Below are 21,620 nucleotides of genomic sequence, written 5' to 3'. Positions count from 1 at the left end.
GAGTAAAGTGAAGAAATTAATATCTTCGAAGATGGGGTTCTTTACGATTGCTTTAATTCTATTTTGGATAAAAACGTATGTGATATACGCAACAGAATTTAATTTAGGTGTTAGTGGAGGAATGCAGCAATTTCTATTATTCTTCAATCCACTCAGTTCGGGGTTGATATTCTTAGGTCTTGCGTTATTTGCTAAAGGCAGAAAAGCTGGAATATGGCTCATTATCATTGATGCTATTTTAAGCTTTGTTTTATATGCAAATGTTGTTTTTTATCGTTTTAATAGTGATTTTATTACGTTTGCAACACTGATGCAGACAGATAATTTTGGCAGTCTGGGTGGCAGTATTGCAGATTTAACAGCGATGCACGATATTTTATATTCACTTGATCTAATTCTTTTGATTGGATTATTTGTTATGACGAAATCCAATTGGTCCATGAGCCGCATGCAGATTCGTAAGCCTTTATTAGTTTTGGGTGCTGGTGTTCTTGCGTTTTCTATTAATCTAGGTTTGGCTGAGGCTGACCGTCCACAGCTGTTGGAACGTACGTTTGATAGAAATTACTTGGTAAAATATCTTGGTGCTTATAACTTTATGATTTATGATGGTATTCAAAGCGCTAAAACATCTACACAACGCGTGTTAGCGGACAGCAGTGATATCGTGGAAGTGGAAAAATTCACCCAATCGAAGTATGCTGAACCTAATCCAGAGATTTTTGGAAAAGGGAAAGGGAAAAATATTATCAAGATTCACTTGGAGTCTTTCCAATCATTCTTAATAGATTATGAGTTACATGGAGAGGAAGTAACACCATTTTTAAATGACTTGGTACATGATCAGAGTAAGGATTTCACGTACTTTGATAACTTTTTCCATCAAACAGAACAAGGTAAAACAGCGGATGCGGAATTGATTACGGATACTTCCCTTTATGGTCTGCCTCAAGGGTCTGCCTTTGTAATAAAAGGAGATAATACGTATCAAGCATTACCTGCGATTCTTGATCAGCAACAGGATTATACTAGTGCTGTATTCCATGGAGATGGAAAGTCATTTTGGAATCGGGATGAAGTTTATAAATATCTTGGAATCAATAAATTTTATCATGAGGATTTTTATGATATGAGTGAAGAGAAAGTTATTAACTATGGCTTGAAGGATAAACCATTTTTTGATGAATCCATTCCGATGCTAAAAGAATTGGAGCAGCCATTCTATGCACACATGATGACATTGACACACCATCATCCATATTTAGTTGATGAAGGTGAAGCAAGCATTGCTCCTGCCGAAACTGGGGATGGCTCCGTTGATCGTTATTTTCAGACGGCACGTTATTTAGATGAATCATTAGAACAATTCTTTAATGACTTAAAGGAAGCGGGCCTGTATGAGGATTCAATCATTATGATTTATGGGGATCATTATGGTATTTCTGATAATCATAATCGTGCAATGGCAGAAATAATTGGTGAAGAAATTACCCCATTAAAAAATGCTGAACTGCAGAGAGTACCGTTTATGATTCGCATTCCTGGTGTCGAAGGACAGGGTACGAATCATGAGTACAGTGGGATGATTGATGTAATGCCAACACTATTGCATATCTTAGGAATTGATGCAAAAGATTATATTCAATTTGGTACAGACATGTTCTCAAAAGATCATAAAAATTATATCCCATTTCGTAATGGTAATTTTGTTACAGAAGAATATAGTTCAATCAATGGAATTTATTACGATAACAAAACGAAAGAAGAAATAACAGAACCGACAAAGGAAATGCTGGATATGAAAGAAACTGTCCATCAGGAGCTGGAACTTTCAGATGATGTATTATATGGTGATCTATTGCGTTTCTATACACCTAATGAAGAATGGGAACCCGTTGATATAAATGATTATCATTATATGAAAGAAGATGAAAAAGGTACGGATGAATAATTAGGAATAATTTATAAAAAAACGTCTCACGATGAGGCGTTTTTTTTAATTGCTTAGGAAACTATAAAATTCAAATCCTGTGGATAGCTTAGTTCCCGGAATAGCTATATTCAGCTTTAGTGCTAAAGCTTTAGCGAGACTTCCCTCACCTTTGTACGATAAAGAAGACTTGCCGACTGGGAACAAGCGGCTTCGTCGTACTCCAATTCCTGCGTTGATTGCTTTTATATGATCACTATCTAAATCACGAATCCTACTTCGTAAACCGATTGGCATAGCTACTGGCAACAAATGCATCTGGTTTAATTTTTGGTTCTAATCCTAAAGTTTCCATTCTCGATATCATTTCCTTCAGAAAGACACGAGTTTTATTTCTATTTTCTGCCCCGATGTCAATATGACCTTCTATGGTAAGGGAAGCTCCTTTATAAATATGTGGTAAGACAATATCAATTAATCGATCTTTTCTTTCCTTCGTAAACATGGAAGCTACTTCTTCAGTTAACGTTGTTTCATACGATATACGCTCATGAAGGTTTGTCATTTTTCTTGGTATGCCCACTTTTCGTATACAGGCCCAAGCACCCTTTCGCTTACGCTGAATCACAATTCCTGTGATGAATATCGTATGATTGGTATGAACCTGGGAGTCTGTTCCAACCATTAGGTAATAATTCCCTGTTACATCTTTTTTCATGTAACTGATAATATGTTGAAATACATCCTCAAATGACATGCGTTTTTGACTTAGGTTTTGGAATGAAAAAGACAATTCATTATCATTCGTCATGTTCAAACATATCCTTTCTAATTTTAGCGGATCAGGTTTGTTCTGTTTATATTCTATTCAAAAGTAAGTTGTCTGGTTATAAGCGAAATATCGTACAGGTAACTTGGTATCTCACCAGGGCATTAATATAAAAGTAGACAGTAATATCGTTTAAAATATCGTCGGTTTTGCCTAGATACACATAATCTGGTGAGCATCTTCCTTCATCCTATTCCTTTCAGATATGCTATATTAATAGAGAGAAATAAAAAGGAGAGATAGATAAGTGGAATTACAAAATACAAGCGATCGATCCAAGGAAATTCATCGCTTTTTATTAATAGCAGGAATAATAGTTGTGGCGTTTAATCTTCGTCCATCGATTACATCTGTTGGTCCGCTTATTGGAACGATTCGTGATGATGTTGGTTTGTCTAATTGGAGTGTAGGAATTGTAACCAGCTTGCCTTTGATTGCATTTGCTGTCATGTCACCAATTGTTCCCAAGCTTGCCAACCGTTTTTCGAATGAACGGATTATGCTACTTGGTTTAATCCTTCTTTTATTTGGAATTAGCATTCGTTCTGTTTCGATTATTGTACTTTTATTCCTCGGGACTTTGTTTGTAGGACTGGGAATAGCGATATGTAACGTACTTTTACCTGGGGTAATTAAAGGGAAATTTCCTGCGAAGGTTGCGCTCATGACGAGCATCTATTCAACTTCCATGGGGGTTTTTGCTGCAACTGCATCAGGATTAAGTATTCCGATTGCCACAGGATTAGGGTTTGGCTGGGAGCTTGCATTGCTTGTCTGGTCAATTCCGGCAGTCCTGGGCATTCTCATTTGGATTTTAATTGTGAAAAAGGAAAGAAAAGCGGATGCAGTTCATGTGAACTATATTCGTTCGAGTGACAGTCGAATGTGGAAATCCCCGCTAGCCTGGCAAGTGGCTGCATTTATGGGGCTGCAGTCTTTTTTGTTTTATGTGACGATCTCCTGGCTGCCGGAAATTTTGCTAAGATTTGGCGTGAGCATGGCTACCGCCGGATGGATGCTATCTTTTATGCAGTTTATTGGCTTACCAGCAAGTTTCTTTGTGCCAATGATCGCTGAGAAATGTAAATCACAGCGTGGTATAGTTCTTGTAATTGGAGCACTTTTCATCAGCGGTTATAGTGGGTTGTTATTGGGTAACTCATATACAGTGATGGTTTTTTCTACCATTATGCTTGGGATTACCTTGAGTGGAACGTTTGCTTTAGCACTGACCTTTTTAGGAATGCGGGCACGTAATGCAAGACAAGCAGCTGAGTTATCCGGAATGGCGCAAGCATTGGGCTATGTATTGGCTGCAACCGGTCCTATGTTTATTGGCTATTTATATGATGTGACGCTTGCCTGGACAGTACCGATTTTGACGATGCTTGGTGTTGTACTTTTAGTAATATTGTTTGGTATGGGTGCTGGCAGAGATAAATATGTACTTGATTAACGACTGTCATTAACAGGATAATATGACTAAATCCAACATATTACAATGTAAATGGTATGTTATTATTGCTATAAATACTGTTTTCGAGGGAGGGAAGGATAGTGAATATTACAATACAAGCGATTGGTGACTCCGCTGTTAAGGTGAATTTTACTGGTAGAGTTTCTCCAAAGCTAAATACGACGATACAAGCATTTTGCCGTAAATTGGAGCAAGCCCTGATTGATGGTGTAATTGAATGGGTACCTGCATTTAATTCGGTAACGATTTACTATGAACCTCAGAAAATAGTCTACAATGAGATGACAGAAAGGATATCTAATTTATTTGAATTACCAACAAAGCAGAACCAGTTATCATCCCGTATTATTCATGTGCCAGTCTTATATGGGGGATTATATGGTCCTGATTTGAAGAGAGTAGCTGACTATAACGGTCTGGATATCGAAGCAGTTATAGCAATGCACCAAAAGCCTGAATATCTTGTTTATATGCTTGGTTTTTTACCTGGATTTCCCTATCTTGGCGGTCTGGATCAGCGAATTGCAACACCACGCCTGGAGGAGCCTCGCATGAAAACATTTGCTGGAGCGGTAGGAATTGCTCATGAACAGACGGGGATTTATCCAGTTGAATCTCCTGGTGGCTGGAATATTATTGGAAAAACCCCACTGGAATTATTTAATCAGGAAAAATTTCTTTTTAGGCCAGGTGATCGTATTCAATTTTATAATGTGACAAAGGACGAGTTTGCAGAAATAAACGAACAAATAAGAAATGGAGTTTTTGAAATTAATGTAAATGAGGGGTGATTTAGTGTGGGGAAGCAAATTGACTTAAATTCCGATATGGGAGAAAGCTTTGGAACATATACATTTGGTGTGGATGAGAGATTGCTGAAGCATATAAGCTCGGCAAATATTGCATGTGGTTTCCATGCAGGTGATCCGAATGTGATGGATCAAACTGTCCAATTAGCAAAAAAATATAATGTTGCTGTAGGAGCACACCCTGGATTTCCAGATATTGCGGGATTTGGTCGACGTATGATGGAATTCACTCCAAATGAAATCTATCGGCTGGTTACCTATCAAATTGGAGCACTTCAAGCATTCTGTAAGATTCACCATGTGAAAATGCGGCACGTGAAAGCTCATGGCGCATTATATAATCTGGCAGCACGTGATCAGAAAGTAGCTGAAGCTATTGCTCATGCTGTTCGTGATTTTGATAAGTCATTGTTATTGTTTGGTCTAGCTGGAAGTGAGCTGCTCCATGCAGGAAGAAAATCAGGATTACACGTTGTATCAGAGGTTTTCGCTGATCGAACCTATCAGCCGGATGGGAGTTTAACGTCAAGGACTGAAAAAGGCTCAGTGATTAAAGAAGTGGATGTAGCTATAGCTCAAGTTAAACAGATGATTAAGGATGGAACTGTCAAAACAGTAAAAGGCGAATCAGTTGCAATAGAAGCAGATACAATATGTGTACATGGGGACGGTTCTCATGCCGCGGAATTTGTAGAAAAATTGCGCAAATCTCTGGGTGAAGCGGGTGTGGAAGTGAAAGCATTAAAGAAGTAAGATTGCTTGTGTGATTAGTACAGAAGGAATGGCAAAGCTAGTACGAGCGGAATGTCCAATAGAGTGTTGCTCAAGGACAAAACGAGGCTAAAGCAGAAGCGTAGTGTCCATGAGAGTGCTGCTCAAACTAATACAGCCTATAATAACGTAAAGATGGTGATCCAATGCAAAGCGAAGCAATTTTCCATGTAATCAAACCAGGTATGCTCACAACTATTCAGGATATGGGGCGAACAGGATATCAGCGCTTTGGTGTTCCTGTTTCAGGTGCGATGGATCGTTTTTCCTTGCAAATAGCGAATACACTGGTTGGAAATAATCGAAATTCAGCATGTTTGGAGGTAACCTTGATTGGGCCTGTTCTAAAAGCATGCGCTTCCATAACTATTGCGATTACTGGAGCAGATCTTCAACCAAAAATTAATGATAAAGTGACACCGATGTGGGTCACTATCCGTATGAATAAAGGGGATGTGCTGACATTTGGAGAGCATCAGTCAGGTGTACGGGCATATATAGCTGTGGCTGGTGGCTTTGATGGTAAAACGTTTTTTGGCAGTATGTCCACTGATGTAAAAAATGGGTTTGGCCTGCAGCTTGAAGGTTCCACAACAATTTATGCCTTTTCAAGTTTTGTAAAGCAAGGGATAGGCTTGAATAAAAAATACATTCCAATCTATAAAAAATCAGTAGAAGCAGCAGTTGTAGAAGGTCCGCACTTAGATAGTTTCATAGAAGAGGGAAGAGAGCTATTTTTCAATTCCATACATACGGTTGATATAAACTCCAATCGAATGGGTTATCGATTGAAGTCGGAAAAAATCCCGCTTCATAACAGTTCAGATATTTGGTCGGATGCGGTTCCATTTGGTGGGATTCAAATTCCAAGCAGTGGGCAACCGATTATTTTAATGGCTGACAGGCAAACAACTGGTGGGTATTCTCGAATAGGAACAGTAATCTCTACTGATTTGCCGAAGATCGCTCAGCTTTTGCCAAAAGGAGAAATCAAATTTTATCCTGTTACTGTTGAAGAAGCACAAGACCGCTTGATTGAAATGGAGAAATTTTATTATAAATTAGATGTTTTCCGAAAAAACGTATAACACTGAGGTGGTTTCTATGAAAAAATTACTGCTTACTGGGTTTGAGGCTTTTTTAGAGTTTCCGATCAATCCAACAATTGAAGTGACCAAATTACTAGATGGTAAAACGATAAATAACTACAACATAATCGCAGGAATTTTATCTGTGGATTTTCAAAATTCAGGCCTGCAGTTAATTGAACTGATTGAAAAGCATGAACCGGATGCTGTTATTTCTCTTGGATTAGCAGCAGGCAGGAACTGTATTACCCCGGAGAGAATTGCGATTAATTGTAATGATGGACCTGTTGATAATAGTGGGCATAAGCCAAATGGTGAAAAAATAATAGCTGAAGGGCAGGATGGTTATTTTTCCACACTTCCGATCAATAAAATGGTAGAAAGTTTACAAGCAGCAAATCTACCTGCGAAAATATCCAATACCGCTGGAGCATATCTTTGTAATCATGTCATGTACCATGCCTTGCATTATTTTAAAGAGAATAAGTTTGAGCGACAAGCAGGGTTTATACATATCCCTGCATCTCACAAATTGGCTGTGGAAAAGAATCTGCCAAGCTGGTCGGATGAAGATTTGGTTAGGGCTGTAAAAGTTGCCATTTCGTGCTTGTAGAAGGTTTTAGATAATGGGGAAACATCCTAGAGTTGCTGTGACTGCCGGTAAGTGGGAGAAAATATTAAATTTCCTTATCCACTGTACTGATTATAGCCTCGATCATCTATGTTATCCAAGCTTATAATAGTTTACCAAATACAATTGCTACCCATTTTAGTGGTGGTAAGGCAGATGGGTGGGGTAGTAAAGACATTCAGTGGGAGAGGAAGGGAACCCCCCACTGAATGAAGATTCACTTTATTATCCGAATGAATCGACATAAATAGGGTGATAGCAATGAAAAATCAATTTAACATAGAAGAAGTTCCGATGAAAAAGTGGCATAAGATGCTTCATTTACTTTCACTGATAATGCTAGTTGGTTAGATTGTCTTTGCTGCAATCTCCTATGGAAGCTTGCCTGATAGGATTCCGATCCATTTTAATTTAAAAGGTGAAGGGGACGGATGGGGTAATAAGGCGATGATATTTATGATGCCATTGATTATTCTGCCAAGCTTCATGGTTATGTATTTCTTAAGCAAATCACCGGACTCTCTAAATCTTAATGTAAAAGTAACAAAGGAAAATGCCCCAAGGGTTTACGCTGCTGCCCGTTCCTTAATAACAGTTCTCAATTTCCAGGTCGTTGTACTCACTACATATATAACCTGGGGGATGGTGCAGACGGGAAAAGGCGATGATAAGCTAGGGATAGGAGCTTGGGATATCCCTTTAATAATTGTTATTCTACTTGGTACAGTTGTATATTTCACGATAAAAATGAGACGATTGAAATAATATGCTTAATCATTGCTACTTCACCCATATATGTATTAAAATGACTTAGATATACAACATATGAATGTGAGATGATGGCAATGCCAAAGCAAATTTGGCTATTAGTAATAGCGACAACCATTAATGTGACAGGCGGTTCCTTCTTATGGCCCCTGAATACAATATATATGCATAATGAGCTCGGTAAAAGTTTAGCTTTTGCGGGGTTTATTTTGATGTTTAATCAAGGTGCCTCAATTGTTGGTAATTTACTTGGGGGAGGACTTTTTGATCGGTATAGTGCGTATAAGACAATCCTTTATGGAACGGGACTTGCAATGACGTCTGCAATTGCTTTGTCGTTCCTCCATGATAGTATAACCGCATATTCGATTTTACTTGTTTTAATCGGGTTCGGGTCGGGTATTACCTGGCCCATTATGTTTGCAATGGCTGGTTCACTTTGGCCAGAAGGTGGCAGACGGGCTTTTAATGCAGTTTATGTTGCCCAAAATTTAGGTGTAGCAATTGGAGCAACGATAGGAGGATATATTGCAAGTATTTCCTTTGATTATATTTTTATCGCAAATGCTTCCTTATTTTTCGTTTTCTTTCTCATTGTCTTTTTTACATTTAAAGATATGGATAAAGCACAGGATCGACAAATGTATACATCCGTACTTCAACAGAGTGGAAAAATTCAAAATAAGTCCGCGCTAATTGCATTAATTATATTATGCAGTGGATTTTTATTAACGTGGATTGCATACAGTCAGTGGCAGACAACGATTGCCTCCTATACACAGGATATCGGAATTCCACTGGAGAAATACAGTACACTTTGGGCAATAAATGGTTTTCTTATCGTTCTTGGTCAGCCTATACTAAAATGGATTACAGATAGAATAACTTCTGAAAAAATGCATATCTATACTGGGAATGTTATTCTAATGGTGTCCTTTTTAATTGCGATGTTTGCCGGTAATTTCACCATGTTTGCAGTGGCAATGGTTATCTTAACAATTGGCGAAATGCTTGTATGGCCAGCGATTCCAACATTGGCAAACAAACTGGCACCACCAGGAAGAGCTGGCTTTTATCAAGGAATTGTAAATAGTGTAGGTGCAGGTGGTAGGATGGTTGGTCCAGTAATTGGTGGTTTTATCGTGGATATTTATAATATTGAGCTTTTGTTCTTTGTTATAATAGGGTTACTTTTCATCCCTTTTATTACCACAAAGCTCTATGATAATAATGTTAAGGAAGAACAACAAACAGAAAAATAAGTGGAGGAAAATGATATGACTGAACAGAAATATGATATTAAACTAATCGCATTGGATATGGATGGAACATTACTAAATAGCGACCATGAGATTTCAGAATATACGCAAGAAGTGATTGTAAAAGCATTGGGAAAAAATATCCATGTCGTACTGAGTACCGGCCGCTGGCTCGAATCCTGCTACCCTTACGCAGAGGCATTAAAGCTGAATTCTTATCTTGTAACCGCCAATGGGGGCGAAATTTATACTGTAGAAAAAGAATTACTGGATCAGCATCTGCTTGGGGCAGAAAAAATGGAAAAAATGTGGATGCTGGGTAATGACGCTGATGTAAGTATGTGGTTGGTAAGTACAAATGGGGTGTACCGTGATTCACGACCAGATAATTTTAATGATCATAAATGGCTGAAAATCGGCTTTGAATCTTTTGATAAAGCTAAGCTTGATAAAGTGATTAAAGAACTCTCTTTCATGGAGGGGCTTGAACTGACAAACTCCCAGCCGACAAATGTGGAAGCTAACCCCAAAGGAGTAAGTAAAGCAAAGGCATTAGAATTTGTTTGTAAGGAAATTGGTATAACAATGAATGAAGTGCTGGCTGTTGGGGATAGTCTGAATGATATAAAAATGATCCAGCAAGCTGGGCTTGGTGTTGCGATGGGGAATGCGGAAGAAGCAATAAAAAAGGCAGCAGATTTTATTACGGATACGAATAATAATGATGGTGTCGCTAAGGCGATTGAACGTTTTGTATTATAGGAGGAAAATAACATTTTTATAAAAGGGGAACTTGTAACGGTACTGTTTTATCAATTTAAAGCATTTCCCGGGAAGACTGACAATATGTATAAAGGCTCAATCTTAAGGCAACCCTGTTTATATCCGATATGATTTATCAACAGTCCTTTCTTTGTTGAAAAGAAAGGAGTATAATGGAATTGTAATAGGAAAGGGGATGCTATGATGTCATTTTCTCGTGGACCAAAAGAGCCAGTTCCGGAAGTGGAAACAAATGTGTGGTCCTGTACTAGTAACGATTGTCAGGGCTGGATGAGAGAGTCATACAGTTTTGAGAAAGAGCCACAATGTCCACTATGTCAGTCAACCATGGAGCAAGAAGTGCGCGTGCTACCAGAAATGAAGTAAAGCATAGTACCTCAATAAGTGAGTTGAAGCAATATTTTCGTTGAAATAATTTATAAATATATTGGTTAATGGCGGCATTGGGATTCCAGCGTCTTTCCATTAGAAAATAGCTTCATCACAAAAAAAACTGGTTTATTTAGAACCAGTTTTTTTTGTCTCATTAATAGTAAACTAATTGTTGGAATAATTCAGAAGTTATTGATATACTTTTAGTAGAGTTTCAACTTGTATTTCACCAGACTTATTTGTAAGCGATTACAATACAAAGGAGGAGGAATTGTATGAGGTATGAAAATCCAAACACGGAAGGTTCTCTTGTGAATTTTAAAGAAAGGTATGATAATTTTATTGGTGGTGAGTATCGGCCGCCTGAGAATGGCAAGTACTTTGAAAATGTCACCCCTGTAACGGGCAAGGTATTTTGTCAAATTGCCAGATCAACAAAAGAAGATGTTCAAGCAGCGGTTGATGCAGCCAATTCGGCAAAAGTAGCCTGGGGGAAAACATCTGTTGCTGAGCGATCGAATATTCTAAATAAAATTGCAGATAGAGTTGAAGAAAATTTAGAAATGCTGGCAGTTGCTGAGACGTGGGATAATGGAAAAGCCGTCCGTGAAACATTGGCAGCCGATTTACCGCTGGTAGTGGATCATTATCGTTATTTTGCTGGAGCAATCCGTGCACAGGAAGGTGGCATTAGTCAAATTGATAATGATACGGTAGCCTATCATTTTCACGAGCCGCTCGGTGTAGTTGGGCAAATTATTCCTTGGAATTTCCCACTGCTAATGGCAACATGGAAATTAGCCCCAGCATTAGCGGCAGGGAACTGTGTCGTGTTAAAACCAGCCGAACAAACGCCTGCATCCATTCATGTGTTAATGGAATTAATCCAGGATCTACTGCCTCCGGGTGTGGTTAATATTGTTAACGGGTTTGGTTTAGAGGCTGGAAAACCACTTGCATCAAACAGCGGGATAGCGAAAGTGGCATTTACAGGTGAAACCACTACGGGGCGCCTGATTATGCAATATGCATCTGAAAATATTATCCCGGTTACGCTAGAACTTGGTGGAAAATCACCAAATATTTTCTTTGAGGATGTAATGGATCAAGACGATGGATTTTTAGATAAAGCAATAGAAGGTTTGGTCATGTTTGCACTAAATCAGGGCGAGGTTTGTACATGCCCATCCCGTGCACTCGTACATGAATCGATGTATGATAAATTTATGGATCGGGTAATGAAACGGGTAAACGAGATTAAAATCGGACATCCACTGGATACAGAAACAATGATGGGTGCACAGGCTTCCCAGGAACAGATGGAGAAAATCATATCATACCTAGATATTGGAAAACAAGAAGGGGCAGAGCTTCTTGTCGGTGGAAATGTGAATAAACTTGATGGAGAACTGGAGAACGGGTATTATGTTGAACCAACCATTTTCAAAGGTAATAATAAAATGCGCATATTCCAAGAAGAAATCTTCGGACCAGTTCTTTCTGTTACTACATTCAAAGATAAAGAAGAAGCAATGGAGATTGCGAATGATACACTTTATGGTTTGGGTGCAGGGGTATGGACGCGCAATATTAACACAGCCTACCGTTTTGGTCGTGGGATTGAAGCAGGTCGCGTATGGACAAACTGCTACCATCAATACCCAGCACATGCTGCATTCGGTGGGTATAAAAAATCCGGTATCGGCAGGGAGAATCATTTAATGATGCTCGATCACTACCAGCAAACAAAGAATCTCTTAATCAGCTATAGTGAAGGCCCTGCTGGATTATTTTAAGAAGTAATAAAGTATATACGAAATCGGCTTTTTCGCCGATTTCGACCAATTCGACATCTGACCTCTTGTCCCTAAATAATACGGGAGCATTTTTTAGGTGAAAGCATTGGTAATACGATGGAGAAAAGGGATAGTAATTTTGGTCGCTTTTCTGCATCCAAGATAACGATACATGTCAGTTTCGTATAAATAGAAGTTTTTAGAAAGGTTGGTGAAAATGGTTGATCGTGTAACGGCAACAAAAGAAGCCTTGGATCTGATCGATACACTGAAAGCGATACATGGTGATCTTATGTTCCATCAATCAGGCGGTTGCTGTGATGGCAGTTCACCTATGTGTTACCCACGAGGTGAATTTCGGATAGGTGAATCAGATCTGTTACTTGGAGAAATTGGTGAAACCCCTTTTTATATTTCAAAAGACCAGTACGAATATTGGAAGCATACCCAGCTTATAATTGATGCTGTTGATGGACGGGGGGGAATGTTTTCATTGGAAGGACCTGAAGGAAAGAGATTCTTATCAAGGTCAAGAGTGTTTACAAAGGAAGAACGAACGGAACTGGCAGGTGCAGAAACTTAAGATAAGAAATCGTCAAATCTCAGCATATTAGGGATTTGACGATTTTTTTATGATTTGTCTAGGAAACTATAAAATTTGAAGCCTGTATATAACTTAATATCAGAATCAGCCTCGTCCAGCTCCAGCGCCCATCACCTATTGCCCCTTCCGGAAACCTCCTTACGATAAAGAAGACTTGCCGATTGGGAACCAGAGGCTTAGTCGCACTTATACCCTTGAGGTGAAAGGCAACATCGATTCGCATGCGCTCATCGTGTTTTCTTTTAGATGAACTTGATTTTTGCTTATAAAGCAAAAATCTTAGTGAATCTTATACTTTGGAGTGAATCTCATACGGTTCCGTCCAGGACATACGGTGATAAACGGGCGCTTTCGCTTTTGTACTTCATATACAATACGATAGGAACAATCCAGGGCTCTTACGCATAAAACGGTGTGAAAAAATAGTAGAGTCATTATGTCCAAAGGGATACTAGATAATTAATAAATTTGCTGAGGATACCCAAATATCGATAAATGCGTAAGAGCCCAATCAAGCAAGTGATTAAGAAAAATATATTGCGAAATAGATGAATGAATCACCTTGTACAGCTAATATACATAAATTAATAAAGAACAAATCGATAAAAAAGGATGTGTCCCCTTGTCCAATAAAAAGTATTATTACGTAACAGGTAACACGGCTGAAGGGCTTGTGAATTTTCTTCCTCCAAATGTAGAAAATTTTAATCAGTTGATTATTTTAAAACACCCATCACATAAATTAAAAACTGCAATTTTAAAAAATATTATTAAGACCTATGAAGATCAATACAATCTCGAAATTCTTCTCAGTACATTGGGTAAAAATTTTATAGAAGGCGTTATTATCAGGGAAATATCTGTTGCTTTTATCATGGATAGAATTGCTTCTAATGATTTAGGTGGTGCAATTGAACTGGATTTAAAATTATTTCTAAATGAAGAACTACCAAGCAGTAATAAATGGATGAGAGCGAGAAAAAACTTCGATGATTTTACCAATATGGCATACGAAAACTTTGCAGCAGGGTTACGAATCCATGATGAACTTGAAAGTATCTTCATTGCAGAGATGAATTTCAATAGCGCAAATCAGCTTGCGAAGGAATTTATTGCAGAGTTGCTTAAACAAACAAAAAAACAAGATCGACAAGCTCATGTTTTTCATCGGCTTTTTGGTACGAATACCGCTGATGGTGTTGTAAATGAAGTGCCGCATATAATAGAAAATATAGCAACAGTTATTCATATCAAAGGGCGTGCTGGAACCGGTAAATCCACCTTTATGAAAAAAGTTTCTCAAGCTTGCCAGGAGCAAGGATTAGACGTTGAGCTTTATCATTGTAGCTTTGATCCAAACAGCATGGATATGGTGCTTGTACCTGAGCTTGATTTTTGTTTGTTTGATAGCACAGATCCTCATGAATTTTTTCCTGAAAGATCTGGGGAAAAAATCATTGATTTATACGAAGAGACTGTCACTCCTGGTACAGATGAAAAATACGCAGATAAGATTTATAAAGTGAATAACGGCTATAAGTCCTATATGAAACAAGGCGTGCAGCATTTAAAGCAAGCAGGGCAGTATCTCAATAGTTTAGAGGAAAATTATTCTTTCAGTAAAAATGAAATGGACGAAATTACAGCATTTATCATCAAAAAGGTAGTACATTAAAATACGCTATTTTCGTGAATGTTGGTGCACTCTAATCCACGCAATCGATAAAAACTACGACAGAAAATTTAAATCCATAAAATGTGATAAAAATACAAATTCTTAAAATGTGAACCTTAAATCATGAGGAAATCTGATGCAAATGGTCACATATATCGCTACTATGTGACCGTGGGAGAGCGTAATCTATCCAAATGATCACATTAATCGCTTAAATGTGATCTAATGAGAAATCGAAGCAGCCGGTCATATAAAACTGACTCTTTACGCCGAAGTGTCGCCGGGAGCATATCGCCCGGAGAAAGGAAGTATCGCCAGGAGAGCGGGGAATATCGCCCGGAGCGTGCGGATATCGCCAGGAGAGCGGGGAAATCGTCCGGAAGCGTGCGGATATCGCCTGGAGAGCGGGGAAATCGTCCGGAAGCGTGCGGAAATCGCCCGGAGAAAGGAAATATCGCCAGGAGAGCGGGGAATATCGCCGGGAGAAAGGAAATATCGCCGGGAGAAAGGAAATATCGCCCGGAGAGCGAGGAATATCGCCCGGAGCGAGCGGAAATCGCCGGGAGAAAGGAAATATCGCCCGGAGAAAGGGAATATCGCCTGGAGCGTGCGGAAATCGCCCGGAAGAGTAATCGCAGTCCCAATCTTGTAGAACTGCCTTGAATTTATATAGCAACGGAAGTATATAGGCAATTTTCCTATCAGGGAGAGTTGCCTTTTTAAAAAAATGAACATTTCTCTTGTAATTTTAAAGAAAATAATGTAAAATTAATTAACTGAAAATTTAGAGAAAATAATAATGGGAGGTGGAATGGATGTTAACTGTAAAGATGTTAAAGCCATATTATATTAAAGCTGATGATAATTATGTTCGAGTAATCCTAGCATATCAATATTTCTCGGTTATAATTAATAATAAAGTATATCAATTTATTCCAGTTGAAGCGAAGGAAATACGGATTAACCGCAAAACGTACAAGGTGGAAAATACCGATGCTAAATTTGCTTTTCAAAAAGGAAAAGATGTCGTATACGTAACCATGGATGAATTAATTTCCCTTCCCGAATTTTTAAATCAATTATATTTAATCGTAGATCCTTATTACGCAAAAGATAGTAATGTAAGTAAAACTAAACAAAATGAAGAAGCGCTCAGTATAGAAGAAATGGAAAGACAAAATTTAAAACGCTTGATAGACAAAGCATTGGACGAACGTGATGAAGAAGCATTTAATGCATTGGTAAAATTATTATAAGAGGATGTTCAAAAAGTCCGGTAAAAATGATATATCGAGATAGGGGATCTTTGACTAAGTACAGACACGTCCTGAGACTGCGCCAAAGATCGCCCACCCGAAAAGCCTGAGACTGCGCCAAGGATCGTCTACCGAAAATCAAGGGAAGCGCCCAAGGCTCGTCCCACCGAAAACATTGGACTGCACTAACGCTTGCCCTATCAAAAGCCATTGTGTCGAACGTCGAAGTCTCCACATCACATGAGAAGCTCGTTGGCTTGCTTTTGTGCTTCCTTGGAAAAGAAAAATACTTTTCCTGCATGCGAGAGTATCTGCTCACGTATTAACTGCATACATTCCGGTACGGGGAGCTACGCCGCAAAAGAACTTCTCGGTTTCTTTTTATCCCCTTTTAAGCACGTATTATAATCGGATTTTATAAGTATACATGCCACTTCCATATATATGGAAGTGGCATGTTGTGTAAAAAAAGGTCTACCCGAATGGATAGACTGCAAAATTATTTAATGTTCATTAAAACATCGGTAACCTTTTCCACTGTATAGCTGCTGCCTCCGCGATCTTCAGTATGTTCAACCATCATCGCTATAAGAATATCCTGGTCATTTGCAGGATAGCCTACAAACCAGCCATTTTCCTGACCGGATTCATCGTCACCGGTTAGTTTTAATTCAGCTGTTCCGGTTTTACCGGAGATAGGAAAGTCTGCTTCGTCTGCTTTTTTTGCCGTACCATTTGTAACCACTTCTCTAAGTGTGTCTTGCAGCATGGTGGCATCACTTTTGTTAAGTAATCCTTCCTTCCAAATCTGAGAGGTATCTTCACTCAAGAGTAATGTTGGTTTGACCATAGTACCTTCATTTAAAATAGGCGTAAAGGATAGTGCTAAATGAATGGCACTCATTTCTAGTTCACCCTGGCCATAGCTTGAATTTGCCAGTAATACTTCATCATTTATTTCACCAGTTGATGAGACAGAGGATGGAGTTATCGGGTATTCGTATGGTAATTCTTCCCCAAAGCCAAAATTAGTTAAACCGGAAATAAATGCTTCGCTTCCCATTTCTACACCCTTCATTGCAAAATAAATATTATCTGAGCGAATCAAGGCATCTCTGAGATCAACTGGCCCATTGGATTCGGAAACCCGACGCACTTCATAATTACCCCAACCTTCGCCATTACTCCAGGTTAACCCTTTTATTTCGATACCTTCATCAGGTGTGATGGAACCATTTTGTAATCCGATTGCAGTGGTAACAGGCTTGATTACGGAACCGGGAGCGAATGTTGCAGAGAAACGATTAAGAACCGGATTTTGCTCGTTGTTTTGTAAATCTTCCCATAGGTTTGGATTAGTACCATATAAGATTTCATTCGGATCAAATGCCGGGCTGCTTACAAGTGCTAGCGTTTCACCTGTTTTCGGATCAATAGCTGCTGCGGTTCCTGCATCGCCATCATAGGAATGATATATTTTTTCCTGTATATTAACATCAATGGTAAGGGAGATATTTTCACCATCTTTTACAGGCTTCTCCGCGAGGATAGCAGTTTCTTCGCCTTCTTTTTCAATGATAATCTTGATTCCTCTTTCTCCTTTAAGGCGATCTTCATACCATTCTTCAAGACCACGTTTCCCTATAACATCATTTGCTCCATATTCTCCTGGCTCTTTATCTTCCAGATCTTCAGCTTTAACTTGTCCAACATAACCAATTAAATGTGCAGCTGCCTTACCCTCTGGATAGATTCTACCAGTTCCATTATCAATACTCACACCTGCAATTTGCAGAAGCTGATCTCTCGTTTCTTCATTATAAATATCCTTGATGGGTACTAATAAATGTGGCTCGACCCAGCCTGCTCCTAAAGCGGTATCGATAGCATCAATAGATATACCCAAGAGATCCGCTATTTTCTCTTTATTCTGTTCCGGATTTGCACCCAGTTTCTCCGGTACAATTCCGACCTTGAAAATAGGACCATTCATTGCTAATGGCATTTTATTACGGTCGTGGATTTCCCCGCGGTTGGGGTCTTGTGTTTGAATTCTAATGTCACCACCATCTTTAATTTCAGGGAAAATAAACCCCGGATCCCATTGCACGAACCAGTTTTTTTCTTCTTCTTCCCCTTCCTGGACTAGTGTAGCATCATAATTAAAGGAAATAGGACCGGCAAGACTTTTCATTTTTACTTTAAAAGAAAGGGTAGCTATACCTTCTTCCATAGCAATTTCGAGTTCATCCTCATTCAATTTTTCATACGTTATAGTGAGATCTGATATATCAAGATCTTCATAGATTTTTGCATAACGATCCACAAATTCTTCTATTGGATATGTTTCTGTTGCTTTAGATGTGAGCATGGTGTACATTTTTGTAAATTCCTCATCATTCCACTGCTTAACATACGTATCAAACCGTTCATTTGGCGTGACTTCATCCTCAGAACAGGCAGTAAGGAAAATAATGAAAATCATCGATAAAAATAGCGTAAATCTTTTCATTTGAACCCCTCTCAATCGTATTGGTTTTACTGATATTATAACACTTTTGACCTATAAAGGGGTACTCAACAAATTAACAAAAACATACGTTAAAGGTCTGTTTTAGAATATCACGAGTTGTTTAACACGATATATATTTGACTCTTGCATTTTTCTTAATTAGTCCTAAAAAAAGACAGACTTATCCTATGTCACAAATTCGATTTTTAAAAAATTATGTTCATGGATTCAGTAGCTTAAAAAAAATCAGCCTGTGAGTTTTAACTGTTTCACTACATTGGCTAACGGTTTATAGAACAATTGAATGATCTTTTGTTCTTTTAAAGAGAAAATCAAAAAATGAGACAAAAAAACTAAATCCATTAGCGGATATACAGTAAAGAGTTTAGAGAAAATGGCGTTTAAACAAGGTGATATTTGAACTAAGATAATAAGGCAAAAAATTAGGTATATGTATATACACTCAATTTCAAATATTTTCTATTTTATTTAACATATTTCGACAGCATTTCCAAAATTTTCTCGGCAACCCCAGCAGTTTCTGGTGTAGTAGCGCTGCTCCTGCAAGCCGATGCCAGAATGACCGCCTTCAAGCATGAAGAAGTCTTATTGGATACAGCAACACCTAAGACGGACAGTGAATATCCGGAAGCACCGAATAACGGTTATGACTACGGATTGGTCAATGCTTATGAAGCCGTCAATTCGATATTGGAAGGGTTTTGTACAATTGAAGGAACAGTAAGCAAAGAAGAGGAAGATATTGCTTCTCGGCTCAACGCTGTGCATCCGTACAATGACACCGGTGTGGATATTTCCAAAAAACTTGCCGATCATCCAGATCCATCGTCATTGCCGCCATCAATTGTATTACCATTGGCATTTGTACTGTTGCCTTCCACAGCATTTCCGCTGGCATCGTTATTTCCACTGTTAACAGCCGATCCGTTTGTGTCATTTGCACTACTGCCATGGGTTGAATAGCACTACCAATCACTATCTTGGAAAAAGGTGGGGGGACATTTGGAATGATAAATTGACCATATGTACTAGGATTTTCTTTAGTTATTGGTTCTCCAGAGTTGAATCAGTCACCTGACTCTATGCTGAACCCATCATTATAAGATTCGCCATATTCATATATCTCTCCTGAAGCAATAAATTCGCCACTAGTGATTGGTTCTCCGGGAGTGTTAGATTTCCTGAAGTACTCGGCTGAAAAAGAGTGATAAAACTCGCTGACACACTGATCACCGGAAATATATTCCAGAGTAGGATGATGCTGATTATTACAATGAAAATTGGCCGATTGTAATTTTCCTTCTTTCATGACATCTCATTTCCATACACGAATAACATCATAAAATATCCAAAGTGTATTTTATCATTTAACTATTATTGGTTTGATTTTCCTGATATTTCTCTTCCAATTTCTGTAAAGCCTCTTTATAAGAATTGTTATTCCATTCTTCTAACTCACTTTGTAGCTTATCAACTTCTGACCTCATGGCATCATGGTAGTTCGCATTTTCCTCTTGCAATTGTTGAAAGGTTTCTTCTGAAATTTCACCTGTTGATTGTAATGCTTTAAAAATATATTTTAGTGAAGTTTGTTCTTCAGATAGCTTTTCTTTATTTCTCGTTATATGAACAAAAATATCGAGATTGTTCTGAACCTCTTTTAAATCTAATTGTTGTGTGCCTTTTTCTTTCCACTTTTCCCATGCTTTTGCAAGTTCATTTATTTTATCAAATTCATTCGCTAACTCATCTTCATTTTGCGCTGTTTGATACAGACCTTCAGCAGCGTTCGCAATTTCTTTCAAATGATTTTGACCTTCACTATCTACATCAAAACCGATTACATTGATGATAGGCTGTATATTCGAATCATGGAATTGCTCGGCTACCTTCACTGGCTCTGTTTCACAAGTCTCAATCCCATCGCTTATTAAGTACACAATATTGGTGTTTTCATCTCCATTATATTCAGCTAAATCTTCCTGCGCTTTGGATAAAGCTAAACCATTTGGTGTCCAGCCAGCTGGTTGAACGGAATTCAACGCCTCTGAAAATGCTGCTTCTTTATAGGGACTATACCCATAAATAATCTCAGAGCTACTACAGGATAGTTTCTTATCACTATCTGCTCCTGTTCCTTTGTGACCATACACACGAAGTGCTACATTGGTTTCTTCAGGTAATTCTTCCAAAAAAGCTGTAATGGTTTCTTTTGCTACATCCATTTTTGTTTTTCCGTTTATTAGCTGCGCCATACTGCCAGAAGCATCCAATAAAACTGCAATGTTTAGTTGTTCTTTAAATTGATACCTGGGGTCCTCTACTTCGGGACTTCCTAATAATTGGAATTTTAAATCTTTTAAAATTTCTTCCTCGCCAATATAATCATCTTGGACGAGCTTTAATGTTTCTCTATAAAAATACTCAATCTCTGCTTCACTGGGATTACTACTTATTTCGGGCATATCTTCCCCCAGGTAATCCAGTAATTCAGCACCTTCTCGTTCTGTCCCATCTTTATTATTAAAGACTTTTTGGGAATACTTCCCTTGTTGTAATGCTGCTAATTCCTCTACTGTTGTTGGTAATGGATCTGTTTCATACTCTTGAGAAGAACTTGTCTTATTTTCTTCTTCATCAGAAGCTTCTGACTCATCTTGTTCCTTTTGTTCTTCATTATCGTCAGGTGTGATCATAGTTCCTGCTTCCAGTGATTCTTTAGTTTCTTCTTGATTATTTGGTTCTTGTGAACACCCCGATAAAAAGATAAAGAACAATACACTTAAGACTACGATTTTCCTCACTAAAATAAACCTCCTGTGCCAGCAATCAATGTTTTTCTATTAGTCTACCATACCTTTTATATTATCGATGATACTTGTGATTATCTTAGTTATCCACTTTCCTGATCACTAATCGCTGATGATACAATTCCCAATACTAAAATTAATAAAGCAGCTACCTCTAATTATTCTAATGATTGTGCGCTTTTCTCATTATTTAACCATTGGCGACACCTTCACGTAACACGGGACGATG

At 38.3% G+C, this 21,620-nt stretch carries 22 protein-coding genes; 17 read left to right on the top strand and 5 right to left on the bottom strand.

Annotated elements, in window-relative coordinates; translation table 11 throughout:
* Nucleotides 1–7: 7 nt before the first annotated feature.
* Nucleotides 8–1,951 carry a lipoteichoic acid synthase gene (ltaS, locus tag AC6HVZ_RS06335; RefSeq protein ID WP_497557306.1) on the top strand — a complete coding sequence of 648 codons (1,944 nt, stop codon included), beginning with the start codon at nucleotides 8–10 and terminating at the stop codon, nucleotides 1,949–1,951.
* Nucleotides 1,952–1,996: 45 nt separating this feature from the next.
* Here ltaS and AC6HVZ_RS06330 read toward each other — a convergent pair whose 3' ends face one another.
* Both AC6HVZ_RS06330 and AC6HVZ_RS06325 read right to left on the bottom strand, forming a co-directional pair.
* Complete coding sequence (locus AC6HVZ_RS06330) at nucleotides 1,997–2,227, bottom strand: hypothetical protein (protein WP_497557305.1); 231 nt, start codon at nucleotides 2,225–2,227, stop codon at nucleotides 1,997–1,999.
* Nucleotides 2,205–2,741, bottom strand: a complete 537-nt coding sequence (locus AC6HVZ_RS06325) for a ribonuclease H-like YkuK family protein (protein WP_497557304.1) — start codon at nucleotides 2,739–2,741, stop codon at nucleotides 2,205–2,207. The genes AC6HVZ_RS06330 and AC6HVZ_RS06325 overlap by 23 nt, the downstream gene beginning before the upstream one ends.
* A 265-nt stretch (nucleotides 2,742–3,006) precedes the next feature.
* Here AC6HVZ_RS06325 and AC6HVZ_RS06320 point away from each other — a divergent pair, with 265 nt between their 5' ends.
* The 15 genes from AC6HVZ_RS06320 to AC6HVZ_RS06250 all read left to right on the top strand — a co-directional run bounded on the left by AC6HVZ_RS06320 (nucleotide 3,007) and on the right by AC6HVZ_RS06250 (nucleotide 16,048).
* Entirely contained in the window at nucleotides 3,007–4,215 is a 1,209-nt protein-coding gene (locus AC6HVZ_RS06320; RefSeq protein WP_497557303.1) for a CynX/NimT family MFS transporter, read from the top strand.
* 101 nt (nucleotides 4,216–4,316) lie between these two features.
* On the top strand, nucleotides 4,317–5,027 hold the full coding sequence (pxpB, locus tag AC6HVZ_RS06315; RefSeq protein WP_497557302.1) for a 5-oxoprolinase subunit PxpB: 711 nt from the start codon (nucleotides 4,317–4,319) through the stop codon (nucleotides 5,025–5,027).
* A gap of 6 nt (nucleotides 5,028–5,033) precedes the next feature.
* Nucleotides 5,034–5,798 (top strand): LamB/YcsF family protein, encoded by a 765-nt coding sequence (locus AC6HVZ_RS06310; protein WP_497557301.1) that lies wholly within the window; start codon nucleotides 5,034–5,036, stop codon nucleotides 5,796–5,798.
* A 164-nt stretch (nucleotides 5,799–5,962) separates the two neighbouring features.
* Nucleotides 5,963–6,904 (top strand): 5-oxoprolinase subunit C family protein, encoded by a 942-nt coding sequence (locus tag AC6HVZ_RS06305; RefSeq protein WP_497557300.1) that lies wholly within the window; start codon nucleotides 5,963–5,965, stop codon nucleotides 6,902–6,904.
* Between the two features lie 16 nt (nucleotides 6,905–6,920).
* The gene (locus AC6HVZ_RS06300) at nucleotides 6,921–7,517 is read left to right on the top strand and encodes a pyroglutamyl-peptidase I (protein ID WP_497557299.1); all 597 of its coding nucleotides are present in this window, start codon (nucleotides 6,921–6,923) and stop codon (nucleotides 7,515–7,517) included.
* Nucleotides 7,518–7,585: 68 nt separating this feature from the next.
* Nucleotides 7,586–7,744: a DUF1648 domain-containing protein gene (locus AC6HVZ_RS06295; RefSeq protein ID WP_497557356.1), complete on the top strand. Its 159-nt coding sequence runs from the start codon at nucleotides 7,586–7,588 to the stop codon at nucleotides 7,742–7,744.
* Nucleotides 7,745–7,886: 142 nt separating this feature from the next.
* Nucleotides 7,887–8,300 carry an SdpI family protein gene (locus tag AC6HVZ_RS06290; protein WP_497557355.1) on the top strand — a complete coding sequence of 138 codons (414 nt, stop codon included), beginning with the start codon at nucleotides 7,887–7,889 and terminating at the stop codon, nucleotides 8,298–8,300.
* An 80-nt stretch (nucleotides 8,301–8,380) separates the two neighbouring features.
* The gene (locus tag AC6HVZ_RS06285) at nucleotides 8,381–9,565 is read left to right on the top strand and encodes an MDR family MFS transporter (protein WP_497557298.1); all 1,185 of its coding nucleotides are present in this window, start codon (nucleotides 8,381–8,383) and stop codon (nucleotides 9,563–9,565) included.
* A gap of 15 nt (nucleotides 9,566–9,580) precedes the next feature.
* Nucleotides 9,581–10,324, top strand: a complete 744-nt coding sequence (locus tag AC6HVZ_RS06280; protein WP_497557297.1) for a Cof-type HAD-IIB family hydrolase — start codon at nucleotides 9,581–9,583, stop codon at nucleotides 10,322–10,324.
* A 204-nt stretch (nucleotides 10,325–10,528) separates the two neighbouring features.
* Nucleotides 10,529–10,711, top strand: a complete 183-nt coding sequence (locus AC6HVZ_RS06275; protein ID WP_497557296.1) for a cold-shock protein — start codon at nucleotides 10,529–10,531, stop codon at nucleotides 10,709–10,711.
* A 281-nt stretch (nucleotides 10,712–10,992) separates the two neighbouring features.
* Nucleotides 10,993–12,513 carry an aldehyde dehydrogenase gene (adh, locus tag AC6HVZ_RS06270; protein WP_497557295.1) on the top strand — a complete coding sequence of 507 codons (1,521 nt, stop codon included), beginning with the start codon at nucleotides 10,993–10,995 and terminating at the stop codon, nucleotides 12,511–12,513.
* 217 nt (nucleotides 12,514–12,730) lie between these two features.
* Nucleotides 12,731–13,096, top strand: a complete 366-nt coding sequence (locus tag AC6HVZ_RS06265; protein WP_497557294.1) for a DUF779 domain-containing protein — start codon at nucleotides 12,731–12,733, stop codon at nucleotides 13,094–13,096.
* Nucleotides 13,097–13,829: 733 nt separating this feature from the next.
* Nucleotides 13,830–14,792 carry a hypothetical protein gene (locus AC6HVZ_RS06260; RefSeq protein WP_497557293.1) on the top strand — a complete coding sequence of 321 codons (963 nt, stop codon included), beginning with the start codon at nucleotides 13,830–13,832 and terminating at the stop codon, nucleotides 14,790–14,792.
* Between the two features lie 225 nt (nucleotides 14,793–15,017).
* Complete coding sequence (locus AC6HVZ_RS06255; protein WP_497557292.1) at nucleotides 15,018–15,455, top strand: hypothetical protein; 438 nt, start codon at nucleotides 15,018–15,020, stop codon at nucleotides 15,453–15,455.
* Between the two features lie 152 nt (nucleotides 15,456–15,607).
* A complete protein-coding gene (locus AC6HVZ_RS06250) occupies nucleotides 15,608–16,048 on the top strand; it encodes an IDEAL domain-containing protein (protein WP_497557291.1) in 441 nt (146 codons plus the stop codon).
* Nucleotides 16,049–16,547: 499 nt separating this feature from the next.
* Here AC6HVZ_RS06250 and AC6HVZ_RS06245 read toward each other — a convergent pair whose 3' ends face one another.
* Nucleotides 16,548–18,560, bottom strand: a complete 2,013-nt coding sequence (locus tag AC6HVZ_RS06245; RefSeq protein ID WP_497557290.1) for a penicillin-binding transpeptidase domain-containing protein — start codon at nucleotides 18,558–18,560, stop codon at nucleotides 16,548–16,550.
* Between the two features lie 579 nt (nucleotides 18,561–19,139).
* On the opposite strand from AC6HVZ_RS06245, the gene AC6HVZ_RS06240 reads away from it, so the two are divergent.
* Nucleotides 19,140–19,544, top strand: coding sequence for a hypothetical protein (locus AC6HVZ_RS06240; protein WP_497557289.1), 405 nt, complete (start codon nucleotides 19,140–19,142; stop codon nucleotides 19,542–19,544).
* Nucleotides 19,545–19,647: 103 nt separating this feature from the next.
* On the opposite strand, the gene AC6HVZ_RS06235 is transcribed toward AC6HVZ_RS06240, so the two are convergent.
* Nucleotides 19,648–19,890 carry a hypothetical protein gene (locus AC6HVZ_RS06235; RefSeq protein ID WP_497557288.1) on the bottom strand — a complete coding sequence of 81 codons (243 nt, stop codon included), beginning with the start codon at nucleotides 19,888–19,890 and terminating at the stop codon, nucleotides 19,648–19,650.
* A 58-nt stretch (nucleotides 19,891–19,948) separates the two neighbouring features.
* Entirely contained in the window at nucleotides 19,949–21,385 is a 1,437-nt protein-coding gene (locus AC6HVZ_RS06230) for a VWA domain-containing protein (RefSeq protein WP_497557287.1), read from the bottom strand.
* Between the last annotated feature and the right edge of the window lie 235 nt (nucleotides 21,386–21,620).

The organism is Oceanobacillus sp. NCCP-135, assembly GCF_059698015.1.
This window is presented reverse-complemented; position numbering and strand designations above follow the sequence as displayed.